24 protein-coding genes are annotated in these 25,900 nt (G+C 68.4%); 11 read left to right on the top strand and 13 right to left on the bottom strand.

The genetic code is table 11. The features are described 5' to 3' along the window. The first annotated feature begins 110 nt into the window (after window positions 1-110). From RKE40_RS10620 to RKE40_RS10610, 3 genes are read left to right on the top strand one after another with little or no spacing between them, the layout of a single operon-like run. On the top strand, window positions 111-2,630 hold the full coding sequence (locus tag RKE40_RS10620; protein WP_316018210.1) for a circularly permuted type 2 ATP-grasp protein: 2,520 nt from the start codon (window positions 111-113) through the stop codon (window positions 2,628-2,630). Between the two features lie 10 nt (window positions 2,631-2,640). Next, a complete protein-coding gene (locus tag RKE40_RS10615; protein ID WP_316018209.1) occupies window positions 2,641-3,519 on the top strand; it encodes a transglutaminase family protein in 879 nt (292 codons plus the stop codon). Beyond that, window positions 3,516-4,226, top strand: a complete 711-nt coding sequence (locus RKE40_RS10610; RefSeq protein WP_316018208.1) for an HAD family hydrolase — start codon at window positions 3,516-3,518, stop codon at window positions 4,224-4,226. The genes RKE40_RS10615 and RKE40_RS10610 overlap by 4 nt, the downstream gene beginning before the upstream one ends. A gap of 252 nt (window positions 4,227-4,478) precedes the next feature. Here RKE40_RS10610 and RKE40_RS10605 read toward each other — a convergent pair whose 3' ends face one another. Next, window positions 4,479-5,924 carry an aldehyde dehydrogenase family protein gene (locus RKE40_RS10605; RefSeq protein ID WP_316018207.1) on the bottom strand — a complete coding sequence of 482 codons (1,446 nt, stop codon included), beginning with the start codon at window positions 5,922-5,924 and terminating at the stop codon, window positions 4,479-4,481. Between the two features lie 205 nt (window positions 5,925-6,129). Here RKE40_RS10605 and RKE40_RS10600 point away from each other — a divergent pair, with 205 nt between their 5' ends. Continuing rightward, window positions 6,130-7,584: a GGDEF domain-containing protein gene (locus RKE40_RS10600; RefSeq protein ID WP_316018206.1), complete on the top strand. Its 1,455-nt coding sequence runs from the start codon at window positions 6,130-6,132 to the stop codon at window positions 7,582-7,584. A 6-nt stretch (window positions 7,585-7,590) separates the two neighbouring features. Here RKE40_RS10600 and RKE40_RS10595 read toward each other — a convergent pair whose 3' ends face one another. From RKE40_RS10595 to RKE40_RS10575, 5 genes are all read right to left on the bottom strand, one after another. Next, window positions 7,591-7,743, bottom strand: coding sequence for a hypothetical protein (locus RKE40_RS10595; protein WP_316018205.1), 153 nt, complete (start codon window positions 7,741-7,743; stop codon window positions 7,591-7,593). A gap of 61 nt (window positions 7,744-7,804) precedes the next feature. Next, window positions 7,805-8,515 (bottom strand): phosphatase PAP2 family protein, encoded by a 711-nt coding sequence (locus RKE40_RS10590; RefSeq protein WP_316018204.1) that lies wholly within the window; start codon window positions 8,513-8,515, stop codon window positions 7,805-7,807. A 48-nt stretch (window positions 8,516-8,563) separates the two neighbouring features. Continuing rightward, window positions 8,564-9,514: a diacylglycerol/lipid kinase family protein gene (locus RKE40_RS10585; protein WP_316018203.1), complete on the bottom strand. Its 951-nt coding sequence runs from the start codon at window positions 9,512-9,514 to the stop codon at window positions 8,564-8,566. A 2-nt stretch (window positions 9,515-9,516) separates the two neighbouring features. Beyond that, window positions 9,517-10,416: a transglutaminase-like domain-containing protein gene (locus RKE40_RS10580; protein WP_316018202.1), complete on the bottom strand. Its 900-nt coding sequence runs from the start codon at window positions 10,414-10,416 to the stop codon at window positions 9,517-9,519. Between the two features lie 208 nt (window positions 10,417-10,624). Further along, entirely contained in the window at window positions 10,625-11,008 is a 384-nt protein-coding gene (locus tag RKE40_RS10575) for a PRC-barrel domain-containing protein (protein WP_316018201.1), read from the bottom strand. Window positions 11,009-11,350: 342 nt separating this feature from the next. On the opposite strand from RKE40_RS10575, the gene RKE40_RS10570 reads away from it, so the two are divergent. Continuing rightward, window positions 11,351-11,614, top strand: a complete 264-nt coding sequence (locus RKE40_RS10570) for a glycine zipper domain-containing protein (RefSeq protein ID WP_316018200.1) — start codon at window positions 11,351-11,353, stop codon at window positions 11,612-11,614. A gap of 57 nt (window positions 11,615-11,671) precedes the next feature. On the opposite strand, the gene RKE40_RS10565 is transcribed toward RKE40_RS10570, so the two are convergent. Beyond that, entirely contained in the window at window positions 11,672-12,421 is a 750-nt protein-coding gene (locus RKE40_RS10565) for a UTRA domain-containing protein (protein ID WP_316018199.1), read from the bottom strand. A 14-nt stretch (window positions 12,422-12,435) separates the two neighbouring features. Beyond that, window positions 12,436-13,803 (bottom strand): formimidoylglutamate deiminase, encoded by a 1,368-nt coding sequence (locus RKE40_RS10560; protein ID WP_316018198.1) that lies wholly within the window; start codon window positions 13,801-13,803, stop codon window positions 12,436-12,438. Window positions 13,804-13,927: 124 nt separating this feature from the next. Here RKE40_RS10560 and hutI point away from each other — a divergent pair, with 124 nt between their 5' ends. The 5 genes from hutI to RKE40_RS10535 all read left to right on the top strand — a co-directional run bounded on the left by hutI (window position 13,928) and on the right by RKE40_RS10535 (window position 19,996). Then, window positions 13,928-15,136, top strand: a complete 1,209-nt coding sequence (gene hutI / locus RKE40_RS10555) for an imidazolonepropionase (RefSeq protein WP_316018197.1) — start codon at window positions 13,928-13,930, stop codon at window positions 15,134-15,136. Then, window positions 15,133-16,659, top strand: a complete 1,527-nt coding sequence (hutH, locus tag RKE40_RS10550) for a histidine ammonia-lyase (RefSeq protein ID WP_316018196.1) — start codon at window positions 15,133-15,135, stop codon at window positions 16,657-16,659. Before hutI ends, hutH begins: the two co-directional genes overlap by 4 nt. A 121-nt stretch (window positions 16,660-16,780) precedes the next feature. Continuing rightward, window positions 16,781-17,590, top strand: coding sequence for an N-formylglutamate deformylase (hutG, locus tag RKE40_RS10545; protein WP_316018195.1), 810 nt, complete (start codon window positions 16,781-16,783; stop codon window positions 17,588-17,590). After that, a complete protein-coding gene (gene hutU / locus RKE40_RS10540) occupies window positions 17,587-19,254 on the top strand; it encodes a urocanate hydratase (protein ID WP_316018194.1) in 1,668 nt (555 codons plus the stop codon). The genes hutG and hutU overlap by 4 nt, the downstream gene beginning before the upstream one ends. 163 nt (window positions 19,255-19,417) lie before the next feature. Further along, window positions 19,418-19,996 carry a HutD/Ves family protein gene (locus tag RKE40_RS10535; protein ID WP_316018193.1) on the top strand — a complete coding sequence of 193 codons (579 nt, stop codon included), beginning with the start codon at window positions 19,418-19,420 and terminating at the stop codon, window positions 19,994-19,996. Between the two features lie 129 nt (window positions 19,997-20,125). Here the strand turns inward: RKE40_RS10535 and RKE40_RS10530 are convergent, their stop codons facing one another. Next, a complete protein-coding gene (locus tag RKE40_RS10530) occupies window positions 20,126-21,202 on the bottom strand; it encodes a citrate synthase/methylcitrate synthase (protein ID WP_316018192.1) in 1,077 nt (358 codons plus the stop codon). 95 nt (window positions 21,203-21,297) lie between these two features. Between RKE40_RS10530 and RKE40_RS10525 the strand changes: the two genes are divergently transcribed. Beyond that, on the top strand, window positions 21,298-22,455 hold the full coding sequence (locus RKE40_RS10525; protein ID WP_316018191.1) for a citrate synthase family protein: 1,158 nt from the start codon (window positions 21,298-21,300) through the stop codon (window positions 22,453-22,455). On the opposite strand, the gene RKE40_RS10520 is transcribed toward RKE40_RS10525, so the two are convergent. The 4 genes from RKE40_RS10520 to RKE40_RS10505 form a co-directional block, all read right to left on the bottom strand. Continuing rightward, entirely contained in the window at window positions 22,413-23,627 is a 1,215-nt protein-coding gene (locus tag RKE40_RS10520; protein ID WP_316018190.1) for a class I SAM-dependent methyltransferase, read from the bottom strand. The genes RKE40_RS10525 and RKE40_RS10520 overlap by 43 nt on opposite strands. Before the next feature lie 214 nt (window positions 23,628-23,841). Then, the gene (locus RKE40_RS10515; protein ID WP_316018189.1) at window positions 23,842-24,627 is read right to left on the bottom strand and encodes an ABC transporter ATP-binding protein; all 786 of its coding nucleotides are present in this window, start codon (window positions 24,625-24,627) and stop codon (window positions 23,842-23,844) included. Further along, complete coding sequence (locus RKE40_RS10510; RefSeq protein ID WP_316018188.1) at window positions 24,624-25,397, bottom strand: ABC transporter permease; 774 nt, start codon at window positions 25,395-25,397, stop codon at window positions 24,624-24,626. Before RKE40_RS10510 ends, RKE40_RS10515 begins: the two co-directional genes overlap by 4 nt. 2 nt (window positions 25,398-25,399) lie before the next feature. Next, window positions 25,400-25,891, bottom strand: a complete 492-nt coding sequence (locus RKE40_RS10505) for a mismatch-specific DNA-glycosylase (protein WP_316018187.1) — start codon at window positions 25,889-25,891, stop codon at window positions 25,400-25,402. Between the last annotated feature and the right edge of the window lie 9 nt (window positions 25,892-25,900).

The raw sequence follows: 25,900 nt of genomic DNA, 5'->3' as shown, positions 1-25,900 counted from the left end.
AAAGTGGGAACCGGTTTTTCGCCGATGCCATGCTCTAAACCAAAGTGGACGATCACGGTTTTCACATTCGGACGATACCGTCCGAATGCGCTGTGATCTAGGGTCGCGCCATGGCGCTGCACGGCAGGTTGAACTCGGCGCGGACACGGGGTGAGCGGCGCAATGCGCTGCTGGCGGGCTATCGTCCGCTGCCCGGCGCCTATGACGAGCTGATGGCTCCGGACGGAACCGTGCGTCCGCAATGGGAGCCATTCCTCGCCGAGTGGTCCGGTCTCTCCGCCGACGAATTGCAACGCCGCTTCGGCCTTGCCGACCGCCATGTCCGCGACACCGGCGTGTCCTACCGCGTCCATGGCGACGTCGATGCCAACGACCCGCTCGCCGGCGAGCGCGCCTGGCCGCTGAACCATGCCCCGCTGGTGATCACCGGCGCCGAATGGCAGGTGATCGCCGCCGGCGTCGCCCAGCGCGCGCAATTGCTGAACGCCGTGCTCGGCGACATCTACGGGCCGGGCCGGCTGGTCCGCGAAGGCGCGCTGCCGGCCGCGGCTATCACCGGCAGCCCCGACTATCTGCGGCCGCTGCAGGGAACGAACGGCGCCGGCCAGCTCCAGACCTACGCCGCCGATCTCGGGCGCGGGCCGGACGGGCGCTGGTGGATACTCGGCGACAAGACGCAGGCACCATCGGGTGCGGGCTACGCGCTGGAGAACCGGCTGGCGCTCGGCCGCGCCTTCCCCGACCTGTTCCGGACGATGAATGTCGAGCGGCTGGCAGCCTTCTTCCAGAGCTTTCGGACCGGGCTCGTCGCCCGCGCCAGGCGCGTCGAGCCACGCATCTGCCTGCTGACCCCGGGCCAGCTCAACGAAAGCTATTTCGAGCAGGCCTATCTCGCCCGCTATCTCGGCTTCCTCCTGGTCGAGGGCGGCGATCTCGTGATGCGCGACGGGCTGGTGCATGTGCGTACCATCGCCGGCTTCAAGCGCGCCGACGTGATCTGGCGCCGTATCGACGGCGATTTCGCCGACCCGCTCGAGCTCAATGCCGCCTCGGCGCTCGGCGTGCCCGGCCTGGTCGAAGCGATCCGCCAGGACAATGTCGTCGTTGCCAACGGGCTCGGCTCGGGCGTGGTCGAGTCTCGCGCCCTGATGAGCTTCATGCCGGCTTTGGCGCGCGACATCCTCGGCGAGGAGCTGATCCTGCCGAACATCGCGACCTGGTGGTGCGGCCAGCCGCACGAGCGCCGGATCGTGCTCGACCGGCTCGACGAGATGAGCATCGCGCCCGCCTTCCGCGCCAATGGCGGAAGCCTCGACGACCAGCCGGTTCTGGTCGCCGACCTCGACCGCACCGCGCGCGAGCGGCTGCGTGCCGCGATCGAACAGCGCGGGCTCGACCATGTCGGCCAGGAGGTGGTGCGGCTCTCGACCATGCCCGTCCTCCACGACGGACGGCTGGAACCGCGCCCGATGACGCTGCGGGTCTTCGCCGCCGCGACACCGGAGGGCTGGCAGGTGATGCCGGGCGGCTTTTGCCGCATCTCCGACGAGACCGATGCGCGCGCCGTGACGATGCGCTCGGGCGTGCGCTCCAGCGATGTCTGGGTGACCTCGGACCAGCCGGTCGAGCCGGTGACGCTGCTGCCGAGCCCCGACAAGATCGCGATCCGCCGCATCGTCGGCATCCTGCCGAGCCGCGCGGCCGACAACCTGTTCTGGCTCGGGCGCTATCTGGAGCGAACCGAGGCGACGCTGAGATTGGTGCGCGCCGTGCTCGGCCGGCTGATCAACGCCGACGACCAGGCACCCGGCCACGCCGAGACGATCAAGCGCCTCGTCAACCTGCTGGTGGCCTGGGGCGCTGCTCCCGCCGGCCGCGGGAAGGCCATCGCCAGCCAGGCGACCAGCGCCCTTTTCGGACTGGAAGAATACGGCGCCGCCGCGGCGTCGATACGCGAAGCGCGCCGGACCGCATCGGTGATCCGCGAGCGGCTCTCGGTCGATGCCTGGCGCCTCTTCGGCGACCTGCAGCGCCAGCTCACCGCGCCGCGCAAGCCGGTGAGCGAGGGCGAGGCCTTCGAGGTCGCCGACAGCGCCCTGAAATCGCTCGCCGCCTTTTCCGGCCTGTCCCAGGAGAACATGGTGCGCGGCGCCGGCTGGCGCTTCCTCGACATCGGCCGGCGGCTCGAACGCGGCGTCACCACCTGCCGCTATGCCCGGCATTTCGCCGAGAGCGGCACGCCCGGAAACTGCCTCGACGCCCTGCTCGACCTGACGGATTCGCAGATCACCTATCGCTCGCGCTATCAGCTCGGCGCGGCGCTGCAGCCGGTTCTCGATCTCGTCATGCTCGATCCCTACAATCCGCGCTCGGTCGCCTTCCAGGTGGAGCGGCTCGACCAGGAGATCGCGGCATTGCCGACACTCAGCGACGACGGCATGCTGGAAGAGCCGCGCCGGCTGGCGCTCCGGCTCGCAGCAGAATGCCGCACGGCCGAGGCGAGCCGGCTCGACCGCGCCAGCATTCTTCTGTTCGAACAGTTGCTGATGGGGCTGTCGAACGCCGTCGCCGACCGCTACTTCCTGCAGAACGCGCATCCGGAAGGGTCGCGGATGACGCAGCTCGCATGACGGCAGCCGAGTGATCTACGAAATTCGACATCTCACCAGCTACGCCTATGCGCGGCCGGTGCCGTTCGCGCGCTGCATCCTGCGCGTGCTGCCGCGCGAGGGCGACGGCCAGCACGTCGTCGCAAGCGAGCTCAGCGTGACGCCACGCTCCGTCGAGCGGCATGACGGGATCTGCTTCTTCGGCAACCGCACGACCACGTTGACCATCGCGAAGCCGCACCGCGAATTGCGGATCGAGACCAGATCGCGGGTCGAGGTGAACCGCGCTGCGGCGCCTTTTCCGGCGCTGACGCGGAATTGGGAGGAGGTGACGGCCCTGGCCCAGGGCGCACAGAGCCTCGCCCCGGATTCACCGGCGCAATACATCTATCCCAGCCGGCTGGTGCCGACCGTCGACGAGATCACCGCCTATGCGCAGGAGAGCTTCCAGGCCCGGCGCCCGGTGTTCGAGGCGGCTCGCGAGCTCATGGGCCGGGTCCGCCGGGACTTCACCTACGACCCCGAGGCGACGGAGGTCTCGACGCCGATCCGCGAGGCCTTCGCCCAGCGCCACGGCGTCTGCCAGGACTTCGCCCACATCATGATTGCCGGACTCAGGGGCCTCGGCCTGCCGGCGGCCTATGTCAGCGGCTATCTGCGCACCATCCCGCCGCCGGGCCAGCCCCGCCTCGAAGGCGCCGACGCGACCCACGCCTGGGTTATGGTCTGGTGCGGGCCGGAGACCGGCTGGATCGGCCTCGACCCGACCAATGACCTGATCGTCGGCGACGACCACATCATCACCGCCACCGGCCGCGACTATGCCGACGTCTCCCCTCTCGATGGCGTGTTGGTCGGGCCCGGCAGCCAGAAGCTCGACGTCAAGGTCGACGTGATCCCGGTGTCATGAGCGCGCTTCCGACGATACGCGGCATCCTGTTCGACAAGGACGGCACGCTGCTCGACTACCAGGCGAGCTGGGCCCCGATCAATCTGCGCGCCGGCCGCCTCGCGGCGCAGGGCGATGCGGCGCTGGAAGAGCACCTTCTCGTCCTCGCCGGCGTCGATCCTGCGACCGGCTTCTCGACCTCCGACGGGCTGCTCGCGGCCGGCAATACGCGCGAGGTCGCGCAGGCCTGGCACGTGGCTGGCAGCCCGTTCGCCATCGCCGAGCTGACCTTGCGGCTCGACGCGCTGTTCCAGGCCGGCGTCGCCAATGTCGTGCCGGTCTGTGATCTCGGCGCCCTCTTCGCCGGCCTGTCGGGCCGCGGTCTCGCGCTCGGGATCGCGTCCAGCGACAGCGAGGCCGCCGTCGCCGCCACCGCCGAGCGCTTCGGCATCGCCGGCCGGCTCGATTTCCTCTGCGGCTACGATTCCGGCCATGGCGCCAAGCCGGAGCCCGGGATGGTCGAGGGCTTCTGCCGCGCGACCGGACTGCCGGTGGATGCGGTCGCCGTGATCGGCGATTCAGCCCATGACATGCATATGGCTACTGCGGCCGGTGCCGGCCTGCGTATCGCCGTGCTGACCGGGGCCGGCAGCGCCGAGACCCTGCGCCCGCTCAGTCATCTCGTGCTGCCGAGCGTCGCCGATCTCGAGCAGGCGCTGTTCGCGTAGCCGGGCCAAAAGCTCAGACACCAGTCAAGTCGTTATCCCGGACAAGCCGCAGAGCGGCGCCGATCCGGGGTCCATTCCGGAGCGCTTCCGAAAGCGGTTCGGGAATGGATCCCGGGTCTGCGCTTCGCTCCGCCCGGGATGACCGCGCATTCTTCGAAGACAGCGGGAACGGCATTCCGGGAACGCGCAATCCGCCACGAAAAAGGGCCGCGCCTCGCGGCGCGGCCCTGACGTTCTGAATGACGCCCCGGCTTAGGCGAGCGTGTAGGCGGTCTTCACCGTGGTGTAGAACTCCTTGGCATAGGCGCCCTGCTCGCGCGGGCCGTAGCTCGAGCCCTTCCGGCCGCCGAACGGCACGTGATAGTCGACGCCCGCCGTGGCCAGGTTGACCATCACCATGCCGGCCTCGCTGTTGCGCTTGAAATGCGTCGCATGCTTCAGCGAGGTGGTGCAAATGCCGGCCGAGAGGCCGAAATCGGTGTCGTTGGCGAGCGCGAGCGCCTCGTCATAATCCTTGACGCGGATGACGTTGGCGACCGGGCCGAAGACCTCCTCGCGCGAGATGCGCATGGCATTGGTGGTCTCGGTGAACAGCGCCGGCTGGAGATAGAAGCCGGGCGTCTCGCGGTTGAGCAATTCGCCGCCCCAGGCGAGCTTGCCGCCCTCGTCGCGCGCGATCTGAATGTACTTCAGGTCCTGGTCGAGCTGGCTCTGGTCGACCACCGGGCCGATATGGGTGCCGGCCTTCAGGGCGTCGTCGATCGACAGGCCCTTGAGACGCTCGATCGCGGCCTCGACGAAACGGTCATGGATGCCGGCCTGGACAATCAGGCGCGAGGAGGCGGTGCAGCGCTGGCCGGTGGAGAAGAAGGCGCCCTGGACGGCGGCCTCGACCGCGACCTTGAGGTCGGCGTCGTCGAGCACGACGAGCGGATTCTTGCCGCCCATCTCCAGCTGGACCTTCTTCATCGGGTTGCCCGCGATGCAGGCCGCCGCGACCTTGCGGCCGGTCGCGACCGAGCCGGTGAAGCTGATCGCGTGCACGTCCTTGTGCTCGAGTAGCGCCTGCCCGACGACCGAGCCGCGGCCCATCACCAGGTTGAGCACGCCCTTGGGCAGGCCAGCGCGCTGGATGATGTCGACCAGCGCCCAGGCGGAGCCCGGAACGAGGTCCGCCGGCTTGATCACGACGCAGTTGCCGTAGGCCAGCGCCGGCGCGATCTTCCAGGCCGGGATCGCGATCGGGAAGTTCCAGGGCGTGATCATGCCGACGATGCCGACAGGCTCGCGCGTCACTTCGACGCCGACGCCCGGACGGACCGAGGGGATGCTCTCGCCGCCGAGACGCAGACACTCACCGGCGAAGAAAGCGAAGATCTGGCCAGCGCGGCCGGCCTCGCCGATGCCCTCTGCGAGGGTCTTGCCCTCTTCGCGCGACAGCAGGCGACCGAGTTCGTCCTTGCGGGCGAGGATCTCGTCGGAGGCCTTCTTCAGGATCTCGTAGCGCTCCTGCGGCGTGGTGCGGCTCCAGGCCGGGAAGGCGGCCTTGGCGGCAGCGACCGCATTGTTGGCATCCTCGACGGTCGCCTGGGCGTACTCGCCGACGACGTCATTGGTGTTGGAGGGGTTGATGTTGCGCGAAGCGTTCTGCGAGCCGGCCCACTCGCCGGCGATCAAATTCTTGAAGGGAGCATTCATCGAGAAACCTCGCGCCTGATCGGAAGAGGAGGTGGTCTTAACGCCTTTGGCTGGCCAAGGCCATGCTAGAGCGCCTGCCGAAATGCCCGGCGGTCGCGCCGCCAGCGCATGCTTTGGCCACGACGAGATCGGCCATGCTAGGGAGGAGTATTCGCTGCGAAGCGACAGCTGCCCTTAACCTTTTGCGGGCACGGTTCGAATCGATATGACCGTAGGCCGGGATCCATCCCCTTCGCGCGAAACCAGCGCAGCCGAAATCGGCAGGACCACGTCTCCGGCCCTCCTCGCCCTGCGCCGCGCCGCCCTGCTCGCGGTCGTGACTTTCGGCGCCGCGCTGTTCGGCCATCTTACCCGCCCCGTCGGCTTCCTCGCCTCGTTCTGGGTGGCGAATGCGCTGCTGATCGGCATTCTGGTCCGCGCCCCGCAACTGGCGACGTTCACAGGCTGGCTCGCCATTGCCGCGGGATATCTCGCCGCGGATTTCGCCATGGGCGGCGGATTCCTGCTGACGCTCTGGCTGACCGCCGCCAATCTCGCCGGCGTCGTCGCCGGCTTCGTGCTGTTCCAGCGCATCGACCCGACAGATCGCAGGCTCGAACGGCCGCAATCACTGCTCTTCCTGCTGCTGATCAGCGCAGCCGCCGCAGGTGCGGCGGCGATCGTCGGCAGCGGCAGCATCATCGTCTTCTTCGGCGGGAGCTTGCGGCACGCCGTCGAGCTTTACCTGACCAGCGAGCTCGCCAGCAATCTCGTTGTGCTCCCCATGGTGCTGACCGCGCCGCCATTGCGCACGCTGCGCGAGCACGCCGGCGCCCTCGGCCGCTCGGTCCGCCCGCTGCTGCCGGTAGCGGCGCTGCTCGTCTCGATCGCCGCGGGCAGCATGATCGGCGGATCAGGCGCCATCTCGGCCCCGATGCCCGCTCTGCTGTGGTGCGCGCTGAGCTATGGCGTGTTCCCGACGGCGGTGCTGACCTTTGCCACCGGTCTTTGGCAAGGCACGGCTCTGGTGACCAACCTGCCGCCGAGCGCGGCGGAGTTCCTGCCCGCGGTCATCGCGCATCGTCTCAGCCTCGCCCTGCTGGCGCTCGGCCCAATCATGGTTTCCAGCATCAACAGCGCGCGCAGCGAGCTGGTGAAGGAGCTGAACCGGGCGGCCAACGAGGATTCCCTGACCGGAACCTTGTCGCGCAGGGCATTCATGCTGCGCAGCGAAGCCGTGCTGGCGGAAAGTGCCCGCAGGGGCGCCAGCCTCGCGCTGCTGATGCTCGATGCCGACCAGTTCAAGCGCATCAACGACGAGCACGGCCACGCCGCCGGCGATGCCGCGCTGGTCGCGCTGACCCGGCAGATCGGCGCAATGCTCAGACCGCAGGACCTGTTCGGGCGGATGGGCGGCGAGGAATTCGCGATCGTCCTGCCAGAAACCGAACCCGTCGACGCCCTGGCCGTGGCGGAGCGCCTTCGGGAGGCCTGCGCCAACATCGAGCTCATGCTCGATAATGGCAGGCTTGTTCGCATCACGATGAGCATCGGTCTGGTATGCCGCCCGGCGGCCACCGTCTCGCTGCAAAGCCTGCTGAAGCAGGCCGATGAAGCGCTCTATGCCGCCAAGCGGGACGGGCGCAACCGGGTGGTGCAGGCCGCGCCGCTCGCAGCCTGAGTGGCCTCACTTCTCCTTAATCGAGAGCCCGTTCTTTCCGACCGAGATCTCGACGCCTTCCGGCTGCTTCTTCTCCTGATAGAGCGCATAGCTCGTCGCGGCGAGGCCTGCGATGAGCAGGCCGACGAGGAGGAAGAGAAGGTTGCGCGAGACGGTCATGAATTAGGACTCCAGTCATGAAAAAGCGCCGCTCTCGCGCGGCGCTCTGACTGGAACGCGCTTATTCGCGTGCGGTTCCCGGGGGCATGCCGAGTTCGGCGCCACCTGCCCCCGCCTCGCGTGCCTCCGCCTGGGCTGCGAGCCTGCCGAGCCAGGCGACCGCGACGCTCGACCAGGTGATGCCGAGGCACCAGCCGCCGAGCACGTCGCTCGGCCAGTGCACACCGAGATAGATGCGGCTGACGCCGATCGCGATGATCAGGAGCCAGGCGACCCAGAGACAGATCCGCGAGATATCGGCCCGGCGCGAAGCGATGCCGACGAAGCCAGCAATGCCGAGCAGCACGACCGCCGAGAGGAAGGCGTGCCCGCTGGGAAAGCTCGCGGTGAAAGTCAGGGCCGCATGCTCGACGATGTCGGGGCGTTCGCGCCCGATCGCGATCTTCAGAAGCGTGCTGGCCGCCACCCCCGACAGCACGGTCACGATGAGCCCGAGCGCCAGGCGCCAATGGCCGCAGAGCCGCAAAGTGAGGGCCGCCACCACCGTCATCGTGCCGAGCGCGACGAAGCTGCCGAGCGCGGTGACATCGCGCATCATCTCGCGAAACCAGGCCGGCCCGAGCGGGGTCGACGGGTCGGCGGCGTCGCGAAACAGCATCACCAATCTGGTGTCGAAGGCGAAATCACGGCCGGCGATGACGAAGATCGCGAGGCCGAGGAAGCCGAAAGCCGCGGCGGTCGGCAGGAGAAAACGCGGCTGCAGGAGAAACATCGAGAGCTATCCAGGAGGGAGTGGCGGCGGCCTATGACGAAAGCGTGTTCAGATTTCGGCCGGCCGCGCAGCGATGACCTGCAGCGCGGCGGGCAGCAACCGGTATTCGAGCGAGCCAGCGCGGCGTTCGACCTCGCCATCGAAGGTGACATGGCCGCGTCTCTTGTCGCGACGCGTCAGCGTCACCGCTTCGGCGGTCAGCGAGACGAGGTTGCGCGAGGTGCGCCAGCTTCCGGTCAGCATCGAAAGCGCCGCCTTGGCGCGCGAGAGCAAGCCACCGGTATCGAGGATGTGCACCTCCAACTGGCCGCCATCCAGCCGGTTGCGACGCCACTCGGCGCCGTCGAACTGGTTGACCGTGACCAGCACGGCGTCAGCCTCGACCTGGCGCTGCTCGCCGCCGATCTCCATCGCGACGCGGATCGGACGGGTGAACAGGATCGAGCGCGTCGCGGCAAAGGCGAAGGCGATGGTGCGGCTGAAGGGAAAGCGCCGGCGGGCATGCTCGCGTTCGCGGGCCATCAGGCTGAAGAAGCCCATGCCGGAAATCGAGTGGAACGGTCTCCCATTGATGCTACCGAGGTCCATGGCAACGGGCTCGCCCCGGCAGAGCGCCGCGACCCGCTCCTCGATCGTTCCGAGCAGGCCGAGATCGCGGCCGAGCACGTTGACGGTGCCGAGCGGCAGGATGCCGACCGGCCGCGTGCAACCGAGCAGCACGGGCAAGGCGCCGTTGACGGTGCCATCGCCCCCGGCGATCACGGGAATGATGTTCTCGTCCTCGATCGCCGTGCGCAGGCGCTCCTGAATCTGGCGCGGCGGCAGCAATTCGATCTCGGCACTGCAACCGGCCGCGGCGAAAGCCTCCTCGAGGCGATGCGAGAAATTATCGGCCCCGGCCTCGAGCACGGTACCCGCACGCGCATTGGCGATGACCCGGAAGCAGCGGAGCTGCGCCCTCGCCTCAGGCTCGACCGATGGTTCCGACAGGTCCGGCATGGCTAGGCGGCGATATGGGCACCCCTTTCGTCCGGCACAAGGCGCGGCCGCGGCGACGACGCGCACAGCGGAATCTCCTCGGCGACTTCCTCGGTGACCACTTCAAAACGCTGCAGGAGGTGGGAGCCGAAGGAATTCAGCATCGGCACGTCGGTGGCGTCGCGGCCGCGCGCGATGACGACCCGGCCGATACGGGGTTGGTTGTGCCGCGCGTCGAGCGTGTACCAGCGCCCGTCCAGCCAGACCTCTAACCAGGCGTTGAAATCCATGGGCGCCGGGTTCGGCGGCACACCGATGTCGCCGAGATAGCCGTTGCAGTACCGGGCGGGAATGTTGAGGCAGCGGCAGAAGGCGACGGCGAGGTGCGCGAAGTCGCGGCAGACGCCGATGCGCTCCTCATAGGCCTCGGCGGCGGTGCGGGTGCTGCGCGCGAAGGCATAGCCGAAAGTCAGGTGGTTATGGACGAAATCGACCACCGCCTGCACCCTGCCCCAGCCCGGCTGGAGATGGCCGAACAGGTTCCAGGCCGTGTCCATCAGCTTGTCGGTCTCGCAATAGCGGCTGCCGAGCAGGAAGACCATCAAGTCAGCGGGAATCTCGGCGGGCGACAGCTGGCGCGCAGTGGGCGCAACGACGTCGGGCCGGCCGCCATCATAGATCAGGCCGCTCGCCTCGAGCCGAACGCCGCCAGCCGGCGCAACCATGCGGCGGCAAATGTTGCCGAACATGTCGAAATGCCGCTCGACACGCAGCGGAACGCCAGCGTCCGCAAGGCCGGTCGCGCAGATATCGTCCGGCGCCAGCCGGTCGTTACGCCGAGAAGGGTGGACGTCGAGCATGGTCACCAGCGGGGTCGGCCGGTCACAGACGATCTCGATGCGATAGCCGTAGCGGATCTGCATTCCCGTCTCCTCTATCACTCTGGAATTCGCCGGTGGGCCCCGGCGCGTCTTCTGCGGACACCGCCATGCGCGCCTGCCCGGAGCCGGAGCGCCTGCCCTAAAAAAGATGCGGGCCTTTCGGCCCGCATCACGCTGTCGCAGCGATCCGGCTGGGGGGATAGCAATCGCCGCGACGGGCGCCTTGGAGAAGCGACAGCCGCAGGGGCCGTCACATCATCCAGTAGGGCATGGTGCCGTAGTAGTCGTGCACGCGCTTGCCGTATTCCTTGTCGTGCCAATCGGGCTCGCCATCGCTGCCGTACATCGGCGCGGCCTCGAGCTTTTCGCGCGTCAGCGGCACGACATAGCCGCCACGGTCGACATCGTAGTCGAGCATGCTCCACGGGACGGGATGATACTTCTCGCCGAGCCCGAGGAAGCCGCCGAACGACATGATGGCGTAGGCGACCTTGCCGGTCGCCTTGTCGAGCATGACGTCATAGATCGAGCCGAGATGCTCGCCTGCGGCATTGTAGACGTCGGTGCCGGCGACGCGGGCGCCGGCGATCAGCGGGTTGGCAGCAGTCGCAGCCGCGGTCATCGTTGCGCTCATCGTTTCCCTCCATCGAATTCACGGGCCAGCGCGAACCGGCCTGCCAAACCAACGCCGCAACTTGGTCGCTGTTCCACGGCAAGAGAGACAAATTCGACGAGCCTGCCGGCCGGACGGGTTCGCCCGCTGCAGGCACTGGCTTGGAGTTCCGGACCTGCGACCCGCAGGCCTCATCCGGAACCTTTGCCGACACGGTTCGTTGATGCCGCAGGTGATGGGCCGTTGCCGTCTCGCTGCGGTGGCTGCCCGGAGCGTGTCGGACCATGCCCCGGCGAAAGACGACCCAAGCCGAGGAGGCGAGGCAGCCCCTCCCGCCTCCGGCGCAAAGCAAGGACTAAAGCCATGAAAAAACTCATCATCGTCGCCCTGGCCGCCGGTTCTCTCGGCGCCTGTACGGCGCGTGAGGAAAACACGGCGACAGGCGCCCTGATCGGTGCCGGCACGGGCGCCGTCATCGGCGGCCTTGCGACCGGCCGCGCGGGTGGTGCAGCGGCAGGCGCAGCGATCGGCGGCGTCGGCGGTGCCATCATCGGAAATGCGACCACGCGCGACCGGGTCTGCGTCGGACGAGACGAATGGGGTCGCCGCGTCAGCTACGCCTGCTGAGCCGGCCAGGATATTCTCTAGCCGCGAGGGGCGGTGCCCAACCGCTCCTCGTCGGCGCTAGACTTTGCCATAGGGCCCGAAGCGGCCGATGAAGCGATGGCGGCCACCCGGATAAAGCAGGCGCACCGCGGTTACCGGTTCGCGCTGGTTCCAGGTCCGCCGCTCGACAAGCAGGCAGGGCTCTCCCTCGCCGATGGCGAGGAGCTGTGCCTGATCGATCTCCGCCGCGACGGCGCTGATCGCGTGCTCCGCCTGCGACCACAGGCTGTTCTGCAGCAGCCAGTCCCCCGGCGGCATGGCGGCAAACTGCTCCTGTCCGGCCGCCAGCACGGTGGCGAGATGGATCACCCGCTCTTCCAGCACATGCGGCACGCCGTCAGCGAAGTGCAGCACCGTCAGATGCACCACCTCGACGGCTCGGCCGAGTTCGAACAGGGCGACGACCGGCCGTTGCGCCCGGCCGTCGCGCCGCGCCAGGATCCTGTAGGAATACTCATGGCCCAGCCCGCGCACCTCTTCGGGAATCGAGAGGATGTCGAGCATGGCATGGCTCGCCGGCGGGCTCGCGACGATGGTGCCGGAGCGGCGCCGGCGTGTGATCAGCCCTTCGCGCGCCAGCTGCCCCAAAGCGCGGTGCACCGTCATGCGGGAGGCACCGAGGCGCTCCATCAGGGCATGCTCGGGCGGCACGACCGTCCCCGGCGGCCAGGCGCCGTTCAGGATGAGGTCGCGGATGGCGCGCCGGATCTGGTCATAGAGCGGACCGGCGCCATCGAGAGCTACGGCGTCGATCTGGCTTGCGGACATGGACTCTTTCCGGCTCAGGCGAGCAGATTTCGGATGACTGCGCCATAGCGCGCGGCGATGCGCGCCCGGTCAATGTGCCGGCCGCCGCTGACCACAGTCTTTCCACCGACGATCACGGTCTCGACCGGCAGGGCGGACGCCGCGAAGACCGCGCTGTCGAGCGCGAAGTCGCCGGACTTGCCGACCACGGCCGGATGGTCGGCAGCGAGCGTCACGAGATCGGCCCTCGCGCCCGGGGCGATGACGCCGATGGCCCGCCCGCAGGCCTGGGCGCCACCGGCGCAGGCATCCTGCCAGAGCCTGACGCCGGCCGATGTGCCGGGTTCGGCCCAAAGCGCGCGGCGTCGGTCGCGCAGGCGCTGCGAATATTCGAGCAGGCGCAGTTCGCCGCCGGCCCCGATCTCGATATTGGAATCGCTGCCGACACCGATGCGCCCGCCGGCGGCGCGATAGCGAACGCCGTCGAAGATGCCATCGCCGAGATTGGCCTCAGTGATCGGGCACAGGCCCGCCACCGCGCCGCTGCGCGCCATGGCGTCGCGCTCGGCGTCGCTCAGATGCGTCGCATGGATCAGGCACCAGCGCCCGTCGACGGCGACGCTCTCCAGCAGAAGCTCGACCGGGCGGTGGCCGGTAATGGCGATGCTGTCCTCGACCTCGCGCATTTGCTCTGCGACATGGATATGCACCGGGGTTTCAGGCCTGAGCGCGGCGATCCAGGGCAGGTCGTCGAGCGCCACCGCCCGCAGCGAATGCGGCGCGACGCCGACCCTGGCGTCCGGCAAAGAAGCGACCGCCTTCTCGCTGCTCTCGAGAAGCCGCTGATAGGCGTCGCGATCATTGAGGAAGCGGCGCTGGCCGGGCGCGGCCGGCGCCTTGCCGAAATTACCGTAGCGATAGAGCACCGGCAGCAAAGTGAGGCCGATGCCGGCCTCTCCGGCTGCCGCCGCGATCGCCCCGCCCATCGCGGCGATGTCGGCATATTCGCCGCCATCCTTGTCGTGATGCAGATAGTGGAACTCGGCAAGCGCGGTGAAGCCGCCTTCAAGCATCTCGACCATGGCCTGGGCGGCGATCGCCTGGACATCGTCGGGGTTCAGCCGGTCGAGGAAGCGGTACATCACCTCGCGCCAGGTCCAGAACGAATCCTCGGAAGCGCCGCGCCGCTCGGAGAGACCGGCCATGCCGCGCTGGAAGGTGTGGCTGTGCAGATTGGGCAGGCCGGGCAAGGTCAACCCCGGCAGGCGGGTCGCGGCCGCCGGGGCCGCGCCATCGCGGGAGACCGAGGCGATGACGCCGTCCTCGACATGCAGCGTGACGCCCTGGGCAAACCCCTCCGGCAGCAACGCTTCCTCGAGATACAGTTCCTGCCTGACCGCCATGCCATCCACCTCTCTAATTGCATATGCAATTAAGCGCTTGCCTTTTGCATATGCAATTGGCTAGCTTACCCGGAACGAAAGCGAAGTCGAGAGGGTGCGACGGGCAATGGTGGCGGAAACGTCTTTGAGCTGCGACCGGCTCTGGCTGAATGCGCGACTGGCGACGATGGCCGAAGGCGCCTCCTCCGCCTATGGCGCGATCGAGGACGGGGTCATTGCAGCACGCGACGGGCGCATCGTCCATGTCGGCCCGCGCGCCACGGCGCCCGCCTTTTCGGCGGCCGAGACCATCGATTGCGAGGGCCGCTGGATCACCCCCGGCCTGATCGATTGCCACACCCATCTCGTCTATGGCGGCGATCGCGCCCATGAGTTCGAATTGCGTCTGAAGGGCGCGAGCTATGAGGAGATCGCCCGCGCCGGCGGCGGCATCGTCTCCTCGGTCAAGGCGACGCGCGGCGCGAGCGAGGACGAGCTCTTCGCCAGCGCCGACAAGCGCCTCGCCGCCCTGATCGCCGAGGGCGTCACCACCGTCGAGATCAAGTCGGGCTACGGGCTCGATACCGCTAGCGAGGTCAAGGTGCTGGCCGTCGCGCGCCGGCTCGGCCGTGAGCGCCCCGTCCGGGTCCTCACCACCTTCCTCGGCGCGCATGCGGTGCCGCCGGAGTTCAAGGGCCGGTCCGGCGATTATATCGACCTCGTCACCGGGCCGATGCTCGACGCCGTCGCGGCCGAGAACCTCGCCGACGCCGTCGATGTGTTCTGCGAAGGCATCGCCTTCTCGCCGGAGGAGACCGCGCGTGTCTTCGCCGCGGCCAAGGCGAAGGGTCTGGCGATCAAGATCCATGCCGAGCAGCTCTCTAATCTCGGCGGGGCGGCGCTCGCCGCCGGCATGGGCGCGCTCTCGGCCGACCATCTCGAGCATCTCGACGAGGCCGGCGTGATCGCGATGGCCAAGGCCGGCACCGTCGCGGTGATCCTGCCCGGCGCCTTCTACTTCCTGCGCGAGACGGTGAAGCCGCCGATCGAGCTCTTGCGCAAGCACGGCGTGCCGATCGCGCTCGCCACCGACGCCAATCCCGGCACCTCGCCGCTGACCTCGCCGCTCCTGACGATGAACATGGGCTGCACCCTGTTCCGGCTGACGCCGGAGGAGGCGCTGGCCGGCATGACCCGCAACGCCGCCCGCGCCCTCGGGCTCCAGGACGAGACCGGCACGCTGGAAGCCGGCAAGGCCTGCGACCTCGCGATCTGGGAGATCGAGCGCCCGGCCGAGCTTGCCTATCGCATCGGCTTCAACCCGCTTCACGCCCGCATCCGGAACGGACAATGACCACGCTCTCTCTCACCCCCGGCGAGGCCCGCCTCGCCGATTGGCGCCATGTTCTCGACGGCGCCACCGTCGCTCTTTCCGACACCGGCGCGATCGCCGGCGCCCAGGCGATCGTCGACGAGATCGTCGCCAAGGGCACCGTGACCTATGGCGTCAACACCGGCTTCGGCAAGCTCGCCAGCGTCCGCATAGCCGACGCCGACCTCGCCACGCTGCAGCGCAACCTCATCCTCTCTCATGCGGTCGGCACCGGCCCGGCCCTGCCGGACGAAGTCGTCGCGCTGATCCTTGCCATGAAGGCGGCGAGCCTGGCGCGCGGCGCCTCCGGCATCCGCCCCGTCGTGGTCGAGGCCCTGGTCGGCGCGCTCAGGGCCGGCGCATTGCCGGTCGTGCCGGCCAAGGGCTCGGTCGGCGCCTCCGGCGACCTTGCCCCGCTCGCCCATCTCACCGCCGCGCTGATGGGCGTCGGCGAGATCAGGCTGAAGGGCGAGGTGCTGCCGGCCGCCGAGGCGCTGAAGCGCATCGGCCAGGAGCCGCTCGCGCTAGGGGCCAAGGAAGGCCTCGCGCTGATCAACGGCACGCAAGTCTCGGCCTCGCTGGCGCTGGCCGGCCTCGCCAGCATCGCCCGTGTCTTCGACGCGGCGCTGATCGCCGGCGCGCTCTCGGTCGACGCTCTCAAGGGCTCCGACACGCCATTCGATCCACGCATCCAGAAGCTGCGCGGCCAGCCCGGCCAGATCAAGGTCGCGGCCCTGCTGCTCGACCTCGTCGCCGGCAGCGAGATCCGCGAGAGCCACCGCTTCGGCGACAGCAAGGTGCAGGACCCCTATTCGCTGCGCTGCCAGCCCCAGGTGATGGGCGCGGTGCGCGACCTCCTCGGCAACGCCGCCGCGACGCTCGCGATCGAGGCCAACGCCGTCACCGACAACCCGCTGGTGCTGGGGCCCGGCGAGATCGTCTCGGGCGGCAATTTCCACGCCGAGCCGGTCGCTTTCGCCGCCGACATGCTGGCGATGGGCGTCTGCGAGATCGGCAATCTCGCCGAGCGCCGCATCGCGCTGCTGGTCGACCCCGTGATGAGCGGCCTGCCGCCCTTCCTCGCCCGCGATGCCGGCCTGAACTCGGGCTTCATGATCGCGCAGGTAACCGCCGCGGCACTCGCCTCCGAGAACAAGCAGAAGGCCTATCCGGCTTCCGTCGACACCATCCCGACCTCGGCCAATCAGGAAGACCATGTCTCGATGGCGACGCATGGCGCCTTCCGCCTGATCGAGATGGCGAAGAACGCTGCCAGCATCATCGCGGTCGAGCTGATGGCCGCCGCCGAGGCGATCGAGCATCACCTCCCGATGAAGACCTCGCCGCGGCTCGAGCCCGTACTGGCGCTGATCCGGGCCAAGATCGCGCCTCTGACCGAGGACCGCTATCTAGCGCCCGACCTCGCCGCAGCGACGGAACTGGTGCTCTCGGGTGCGCTCGGCAAGGCCGCCGGCGTCGACAGCTACGGGGAGCTCTCGGCGTGAAGAACTCACCCTTTCCGTCATGGTCGGGCTTGTCCCGACCATCCACGTCTTCCTCGGTCGAGCGTGGTGTTCAAGACGTGGATGCTCGGCACAAGGCCGAGCATGACGAGGGAGGAAGCGCATGAGCGCCGGCATCGTCTCCGTCACGCGTGGCGCCTCGCCGCTCGTCCTGTCGATGCCGCATCCCGGCACCGGCCTGCCGGCCGAGGTTGCGGCGCAGCTCAATGCCCGCGGCAAGCAGGTCGAAGACACAGACTGGCACATGCGCCAGCTCTATAGCTTCGCCGAGCGCTTCCAGCCGACCATCGTCGAGGCCTCGCTGTCGCGCTTCGTCATCGACCTCAATCGCGACCCGGCCGGGGTCTCGCTCTATCCCGGCCAGGCGACCACCGAACTCGTGCCGACCACGACCTTTTCCGGCGAAGCGATCTGGACGATGCCTCCCGGAGAGACCGAGATCGAGCGGCGGCGAAAAGCCTATTTCCAGCCCTATCATGACGCGCTCGCCGCCGAGATCGCGCATGCCAAGGCGCAGCACGGCTTCTGCCTGCTCTGGGACTGCCACTCGATCAAGTCGGCGATCCCACGCCTGTTCCCCGGCACGCTGCCGACGCTCAATCTCGGCACCAATTCCGGCCGGAGCGCCGCGGCCGCAGTCGAAGCCGCCGCGGTCAAGGCCATGGCCGGCAGCGCCTTCACCCAGGTCGTCAACGGCCGCTTCAAGGGTGGCTGGATCACCCGGCATTACGGTCATCCCAGTGACCATGTGCACGCGCTCCAGATGGAGATCGCGCTCAGCGCCTACCTCGCCGACGAAGCTCCGCCCTGGACCTTCGACGCGGCCCGCGCCGCCAGCCTGCAATCCGCCCTCTCCGCCATGATCGAAGCCGCGCTCGCAGCGGCCAGCCACATCGAACGGACGAAGTCATGACCCGCATCGACAACAGCCGCGTCATCCGCAGCCCGAAAGGCACCGACCGCACCGCCAAGTCCTGGCTGACCGAAGCGGCGCTGCGCATGCTGATGAACAATCTCGACCCGGATGTCGCCGAGAAGCCTGGCGAGCTCGTGGTCTATGGCGGCATCGGCCGCGCCGCCCGCACCTGGGAGGATTTCGACCGGATCGTCGGCGCCCTGCGCGGGCTCGAGGCCGACGAGACGCTGCTGGTTCAGTCGGGCAAGCCGGTCGGCGTCTTCAAGACGCATCCGGACGCGCCGCGCGTGCTGATCGCGAACTCCAACCTCGTCCCGGCCTATGCCAACTGGGAGCATTTCCATCATCTCGATAAGGCCGGGCTGATGATGTACGGCCAGATGACGGCCGGCTCCTGGATCTATATCGGCACGCAGGGCATCGTTCAGGGCACCTACGAGACCTTCGTCGAGGTTGGCCGCCAGCACTATGATGGCAGCCTCAAGGGCAAGTGGATCCTGACCGGCGGCCTCGGCGGCATGGGCGGCGCCCAGCCGCTCGCCGCGACCATGGCCGGCGCCTCGATGATCGCGGTCGAGTGCAAGCCGTCCTCGATCGATTTCCGCCTGCGCACCCGCTATCTCGACGAGAAGGCGGACAGCGTCGACGAGGCGCTGAAGATCATCGAGGCCGCCCATGCCAAAGGCAAAGCCGTCTCGGTCGGCGTGCTCGGCAATGCCGCCGAGATCTTCCCGGACATGGTTCGCCGCGGCATCCGCCCGGATGTCGTCACCGACCAGACCTCGGCGCATGACCCGCTCAACGGCTATCTGCCGGCCGGCTGGACCCTGGAAGAATGGGAAGAGCGCAAGGAGCGCGACCCGGCCGGCACGATCGAAGCGGCGAAGAAGTCGATGGCCGAGCACGTCAGGGCGATGCTCGACTTCCAGCGCATGGGCGTGCCGACGCTCGACTACGGCAACAATATCCGCCAGATGGCCAAGGATATGGGCGTCGACAACGCCTTCGATTTCCCGGGCTTCGTGCCGGCCTATATCCGCCCGCTGTTCTGCCGCGGCATCGGCCCGTTCCGCTGGGCCGCGCTCTCCGGCGACCCCGAGGACATCTACCGCACCGACCAGCGGGTCAAGGAGCTGCTGCCGGACGACAAGCACCTGCACAACTGGCTCGACATGGCGCGCGAGCGCATCCAGTTCCAGGGCCTGCCGGCGCGGATCTGCTGGGTCGGCCTCGGCGACCGCCACCGGCTCGGCCTCGCCTTCAACGAGATGGTGGCCAAGGGCGAGCTCAAGGCCCCGGTCGTGATCGGCCGCGACCATCTCGATTCCGGGTCGGTCGCCTCGCCCAACCGCGAGACAGAGGCGATGAAGGACGGCTCGGACGCGGTCTCCGACTGGCCGCTGCTCAACGCGCTGCTCAACACCGCCGGCGGCGCGACCTGGGTCTCGCTGCATCATGGCGGCGGCGTCGGCATGGGCTATTCACAGCATTCGGGCGTGGTGATCGTCGCCGACGGCACGCCGGAAGCGGCCAAGCGCCTGGAGCGCGTGCTCTGGAACGACCCCGCCACCGGCGTGATGCGCCATGCCGATGCCGGCTACGACATCGCGCTCGACTGCGCCCGGGAGAAGGGGCTGAAGCTGCCCGGGATTTTGGGCTGAACCCACCTGTCATTCCGGGGCTCCGCGTAAGCGGAGAACCCGGAACCCACGACCGGGCGAGCATTGCCCAGACACGGCGTTGTACCCCGTCGTGGGTTCCGGGTTCGCCCTTCGGGCGCCCCGGAATGACAAGGGTGGCTGCTTGAATTCGAAGGACCGTTCCATGCGCATCATCCGCGCCGCCGACTGCCTGGTCATGCCGTGGAAGAACGGCGGCGGGACGACGACCGAGATCGCGGTGGCGCCCGAGGGCGCCTCGCTTGATAATTTCGACTGGCGCATCAGCATGGCCCATGTCGGGCAGGACGGGCCGTTCTCGTCCTTCCCGGGCATCGACCGGACGCTGTCGGTGCTGACCGGCTCGGGCATTACCCTCGCCTTCGGCGATGGCGAGCGCGTCAGGCTCGATCGCAGCAGCGCGCCCTACCCTTTCGCCGCCGACCGGGCCGTCGACGGGGTGCTGGTGGATGGGCCGATCGACGACCTTAATGTGATGAGTCGGCGCGGCCGCTGGCGCCACCGGGTCGAGCGGCTCTCCGGCGCAGGCGTGCTCACCGCAGCTGAGGGCTTGCTGATGCTGGTTGCCCGCAAGGGCGACTGGTTGGTGAATGGTGCGGCGCTACCCGCTGGCGACAATGCGATCCTGGAGGCGTCGGGGCATGTGGAGCTGGTCGTGCGCGGCAATGAGGCAGAGCTTTATGCGGTCTGGCTGACGATGAAGACGCGGGGAACCCTCTCCTGAAAGGAGAGGGCAGGGTGAGGTGTTCGGGAGAGATATCGCGAGCCTGAACCCATCCGCGTTCGACGTTCACGCAACTGGTCGGGCGGCCTACCCCTCTCCTTACAGGAGAGGGGATCCCGCGCGTGACATTCAGGCCGCCTGCCTCGGCTGCGGGCCGACATAGACCGATTGCGGCCTGATCAACCGGCCGGTCTCGATCTGCTCGCGGGCATGGGCGAGCCAGCCGGTGGTGCGACCGAGCGCGAAGACGCAGGTGAAGGCCTCCGGCGGGAAGCCGAGTGCCTCCAGCAGCAGCGCCGTGTAGAACTCGACATTGGTCTCGAGCGAGCGGCCCGGCTTGCGCTCGCGCAGGATGGCGAGCGCCGCCTGCTCGACCGCCTCGGCATGGCGCAGGCGCCCGGCATCGGCGCCGAGTTTCGCGATCGCCTGCTTCAGTGCATCGGCACGCGGATCGCGGACGCGATAGATGCGATGGCCGAAGCCCATCAGCCGCTCGCCGCGACCCAGCGCTTCTTCCAGCCAGGCGCGGGCATTGGCCGGCTCGCCGATCGCATCGAGCATCTCGATCACCGGCCCCGGCGCGCCGCCGTGCAGCGGCCCCTTGAGCGCGCTGATCCCGGCGAGCACAGCCGAAACCAGCCCGGCGCGGGTCGATGCGACGACGCGCGCCGCGAAGGTCGAAGCGTTGAGGCCGTGATCGGCGACCGTGACGAGATAGGTGTCGAGGGCGGCGGCCTGAGCTGCGGTCGGTGTCTCGCCGCGCAGCATGCGCAGCGTGTCGACCGCCTGCGACAGCGCCGGATCGGGGGCGATCGGGGCAAGGCCGCGCCGCTTGCGCACGGCGGCAGCAGTGAAGACGGCCGGCGCGGCGAGCAGCTTCAGCGCGGTGTCGGGCCCCTCGCCATCCGCGATCTGCGCCGTCCAGGCACGGATCGCCTCGACCGGCCCGAGATCATCCGACAGCGCAGTACGCTCGACGATGCCAAAGAGATCGGCGCGGGCCTGGCCAAGCGCTGCCGTCAGGTCACGCCTCTGCGGCAGGCCGGGCAGCAGGCCGTCGAACATCAGCGCCGCCATCTCCTCGAAGCTGGCGCGGCCGGCGAGCTCGGCGAGGCTGTGGCCCCGGATCACCAGGCGGCCGGCGGCGCCGTCGACTTCGGAGAGCACGGTATGGGCGGCGACGACGTCATCGAGACCATCGGACATGTCAGGAACTCCTCAAAGGCTTCGCCTGAGGATCGGCTCCCGCATTGCAACAATCAATCTTGAACAATATAATCAATATATCCGATGGAGGGGCGATGCAGGACTGGCTAACGGCACAGGAGGCGATGGCCCGGCTGCGCCTGAAGCCGCAGACGCTCTACGCCTATGTCAGCCGCGGGCTGATCGAGGCACGCGGCGATAGCGAGGATTCGCGCCGCAGCCTCTACCGAGCCGAGGACGTCGCCCGGCTGGCGCATCGCAAGGCGCGCGGGCGCCGTCCCGCCGCGATCGCCGAGGATGCGATCGCCTATGGCGAGCCGGTGCTCGCCTCCGCCATCACCACGATCGAGCGCGGCGGCCTCTGGTATCGCGGACAGGATGCGGCGCACCTCGCAGAGTGTGCCAAGCTGGAGGATGTCGCCCGCCTGCTCTGGGATTGCGGAACCCAGCGCTTCCCACCCTTGGCGACGATCGTCCCGCCGGGCGAACCGCTGGCGCGCATCTTCGCGGTTATCGCCGCACGGGCGGCGAGCGACCGTCCTATGGCCGGGCGGGCCAAGAAGGCGCTCTATCTCGAGGCTGCCGCGGTGCTCGACGCGCTGGTTGACGCCATCGCCGGCGGGCCGGGCGAAGGGCCGATCCATGCGCGGCTGGCGCGGGCCTGGGGTTGCGAAACGGAGGGCGCTGAGCCGATCCGGCGGGCGCTGGTCCTGCTCGCCGATCATGAGCTCAACGCCTCGACTTTCGCGGCCCGCGTCACCGCCTCGACCGGCGCCTCGCTCGCGGCCTGCGCCATGGCGGGCCTCGCCGCGCTCTCCGGCCCCCTGCATGGCGGCGTCGCGCCGCGGGTGCTGGCGCTGATGCGGGATATCGAGCGCGACGGGCTGGAGACCACCCTTGCGGCGCGGCTGGAGACCGGCGCGGGGCTGCCGGGCTTCGGCCATCCGCTCTACACCGACGGCGATCCGCGGGCGCGGGCCCTGCTCGCCGCCTTCGAGGCGCCGCCGGCCTATGCGCGGGCGCAGGGCGCCATCGGCGCACTGACAGGCGAGGAACCGAACATCGACTTCGCGCTGGCGGCGCTCGCTGCGCGGTTCGGCTTGCCGGCGGACGCGCCCTTCCAGATCTTCGCAGCCGCGCGCTGCACAGGCTGGCTCGCCCATGCGCTGGAGCAGAACGAGACCGGAAGGCTGATCCGGCCGCGCGCCCGCTATGTCGGCCCGGCACCTGCGGCTGCGGCCGGAGCCATGTAGTCGCGCGTCATCGGCAAGGTGTCGAGACGCTTGGCGAGCTGGAGCTGGAAGACCACCAGCCCGTCATAGCGGAAGCTCGCCTCGGAGGCGGCGAGGTAGAACTCCCACATCCTGGCGAAGCGCTCGTCATACATCGCGACAGCCTCGCCACGGCGCGCCAGGAAGCGCTCGCGCCAGGCCTTCAGCGTCTGCGCATAATGCAGGCGCAGCACCTCGACATCGGCGATGACCAGCCCCTCCTTCTCGACGGCCGCCGATATCTCCGACAGCGCGGGGATATAGCCGCCCGGGAAGATGTGCTTGGCGATGAAGGGGTTGGTCGCGCCGGGTGGCGTGGCGCGCCCGATCGTGTGGATCAGCGCGACGCCATCATCGACGAGCAGTTCCGAGATCTTGCGGAAATAGTCACGGTAGTAGCCGACGCCGACATGCTCGAACATGCCGACCGAGACGACCCGGTCGAAGCGTTCCTTGACGTCGCGATAATCCTGCAGGCGGAACTCGACCGGCAGGCCAGACTCCGCCGCGCGTTCGCTGGAGCGGGCGAACTGCTCCTCCGAAAGCGTGATGCCGGTGACGTGGCCGCCGGTCTGTCGGGCGATGCTCAGGCCGAGCCCGCCCCAGCCGCTGCCGATGTCGAGAACCCGCTGGCCGGGCTCCAGCGCCAGCTTCGCCGCGATCCGGCGCTTCTTGGCCTCCTGGGCCTCCTCCAGCGTGGCATCCGGCCGCTCGAAGAAGGCGCAGGAATATTGCTGGTCACCATCGAGGAAGAGCTCGAAGAAGGCGCGCTTGAGATCGTAGTGGTGATGGACGTTGCTTTTCGCCCAGCTCGGGGTGTTGTGCTGCTTGATGCGGCGGATCGAGGTCCGCAAGCGCCCCAAAGCCCCGGCCCAGGCCGAGGGCGGCTGGCGCGACAGCCCGCAGACCAAGGCTTCGAGCAGTTGATAGAGCGTGCCGCGCTCGACGATGACGCGGCCGTCCATCACCGCCTCGCCGAGGGCAAGCTCGGGATCGAGCGCGAGCCGCCATTCGGTCTCGCGGTCGGCAATCCTCAGCCGCACGGCCGCGGTCGAGCCCGACCCGGCCGAATGCAACGATCCATCGGCGAAGACGACGTCAATCCTGGGCTCCCGGACCAGCCGGGACAGCATTCTCGCAATCAGTGCGCGCATGGCCCCACCTCATGGCAGTGCCCCTTTGCAGTGTAGAATGGCAACGGCACCCGGCCTTGCGGCAGATGAGCCGATGCAATTCCGCTCTACACTGGCCGCATATCGCGGCCGTCAGCCCCATTTGCAGGAAAGATGGTGGTGCGCTTCACCTGTCGCCAGTGCCGCCGGCCACTACGCCGCTGCAACTGCAGGGCGGTACCGCAACCGCGCCGCCTCAGTGCCCCTCGGCGGCCAGCACGGCCTCGACGCGGATCTCCTCGACCAGCCGCTCCTTGAGCGCGACGAAGTTCGGCGTGGTCTTGATGGTGTAGGGGCGCGGATGCGGCAGGTCGATGGCGATGTCGGCCTTGATCCGGCCGGGCCTCGCACTCATCACCACGACGCGCGAGCCGACGAAGATCGCCTCCTCGATGTCGTGGGTGACGAAGAGCACGGTCTTCTGCTCGCGCTCCCAGATGCCGAGCAGCATTTCCTGCATCAGCGCGCGGGTCTGGTTGTCGAGCGCGCCGAAGGGCTCGTCGAGCAGCAGGATCTTTGGATCGTTGGCGAGGGCGCGGGCGATCGCGGTGCGCTGCTGCATGCCGCCGGAAAGCTGCTTCGGGAAATGATCGACGAAGCCGGACAGGCCGACGCGCTCCGCCCATTTGCGGGCGATGTCGAGCCGCTCGCGCTCCGGAACGCCCTTCTCGCGCAGGCCGAAAGCGATGTTCTGGACCACGGTCAGCCAGGGGAAGAGCGTGTAGCTCTGGAAGACGAAGCCGCGATCGGCGCCCGGCCCGGTGACCGGTGCACCGTCGAGCAGGATCTTGCCTTCGCTCGCCGTCTCCAGCCCGCCGATGATGCGCAGCAGCGTCGACTTCCCGCAGCCGGAAGGACCGAGGATGGTGATGAAGTCGTTGTCGGCGACCTTCAGCGAGGTCGGCATCAGCGCCCGCGTCGGCTGACCCTTGCCGCGCGCCGGAAAGACCTTGCCGACCTGGTCGATCAGAAGCTTGCTCATGCCTGCGCCCACGGAAACAGGCGCTGGTTGACCGCCTTGAACAGGAAATCGGAGATCAGGCCGATCAGGCCGATGACGATGATGCCGAAGATGATCTGCCCGGTGTTGAGCAGCGCCTGGCTGTCGACGATCATATGGCCGATGCCGGAGGAAGAACCGATCAGCTCGGCGACGATGACATAGGTCCAGGCCCAGCCGAGGACGAGGCGGAAGATCTCGGCGATCTCGGGGGCGGCATTGGGCAGGAGCACCCGGCGAACAACCGAGGAATCGCTGGCGCCGAGCGTATAGGCCGCATCCACCAGGTCACGCCGGATCGAGCCGACCGAAACGGCGATCATCAGGATGAGCTGGAAGACCGAGCCGATGAAGATGACGAGCAGCTTCTGGGTCTCGCCGATGCCGGCCCAGAGGATCAGCAGCGGAATGAAGGCAGAGGCCGGCAGATAACGCGCGAAGGAGACGAAGGGCTCGAGGAAAGCCTCGATCGGCTTGTAGGCGCCCATCAGGATGCCGAGCGGCAGAGCGACGAGCACGGCAAGGACGAACCCCCCGAGCACCCGCCAGATCGTCATGCCGATATCGAACATGAAGCCGTGGACGGTGAGCAGGTTCCAGCCCTCCGCCACCATGGTCAGCGGATCGGCAAGGAAGAGCTTCTGAACATAGCCGCCGAAGGTCGCGACCGACCAGAAGGCGACGAAAAGCGCGAAGAAGGCGACGCCGTAACCGATGCGGACGCCGCCGGAGACCGGCTGGAGGGGTTTCATCGTCAGAAACTTGTTTCCTTCACGAGAGCGGCGAGTTCACGCCAGGGCTCGATGGACCAGTAGCCGGAGGCCGCCCCCGAGGTTGAGGGCAGGATGAAGACGCGGCTTCCTACAAGGAGGGAGGGCTGGAGACCATAGCCGAGCTTCAGTCCCCTCTCCTCTCCCAGCGCAGCCTGAGCAGCACGCTTGCCGTTGAACGCGATGATCGCCGGAGCATGCTCATGAAGCTTGGCCAGAAAGCCCGCAATGTCGAAATGCTGCCGCGTCAATGCCGAGGCGGGCCCCGACGTCGCTTTCGCAACGTCGGTGAAGCCGATGCCGTATCGCGGCAAGTCCGGGAAGTCCGCAGGGCCCAGCTGCCGAGGAACCAGCCCGGTCTCGAACAAGGTCTTCCAGAACTTGTTGCCGGGGCCGGCATAATAGGCGCCCCGCCGGGCGGAGGCCGCGCCGGCCTGCGTGCCGCAGAACACGACATGCAGGCCGGGCGTCAGCACATCCGGCAG

The organism is Allobosea rubneri, assembly GCF_032464875.1.
GTDB classification, from domain to species: domain Bacteria; phylum Pseudomonadota; class Alphaproteobacteria; order Rhizobiales; family Beijerinckiaceae; genus Allobosea; species Allobosea rubneri.
The sequence above is the reverse complement of the archived record's forward strand: the minus strand, read 5'-3'. Positions and strand labels throughout refer to the sequence as shown.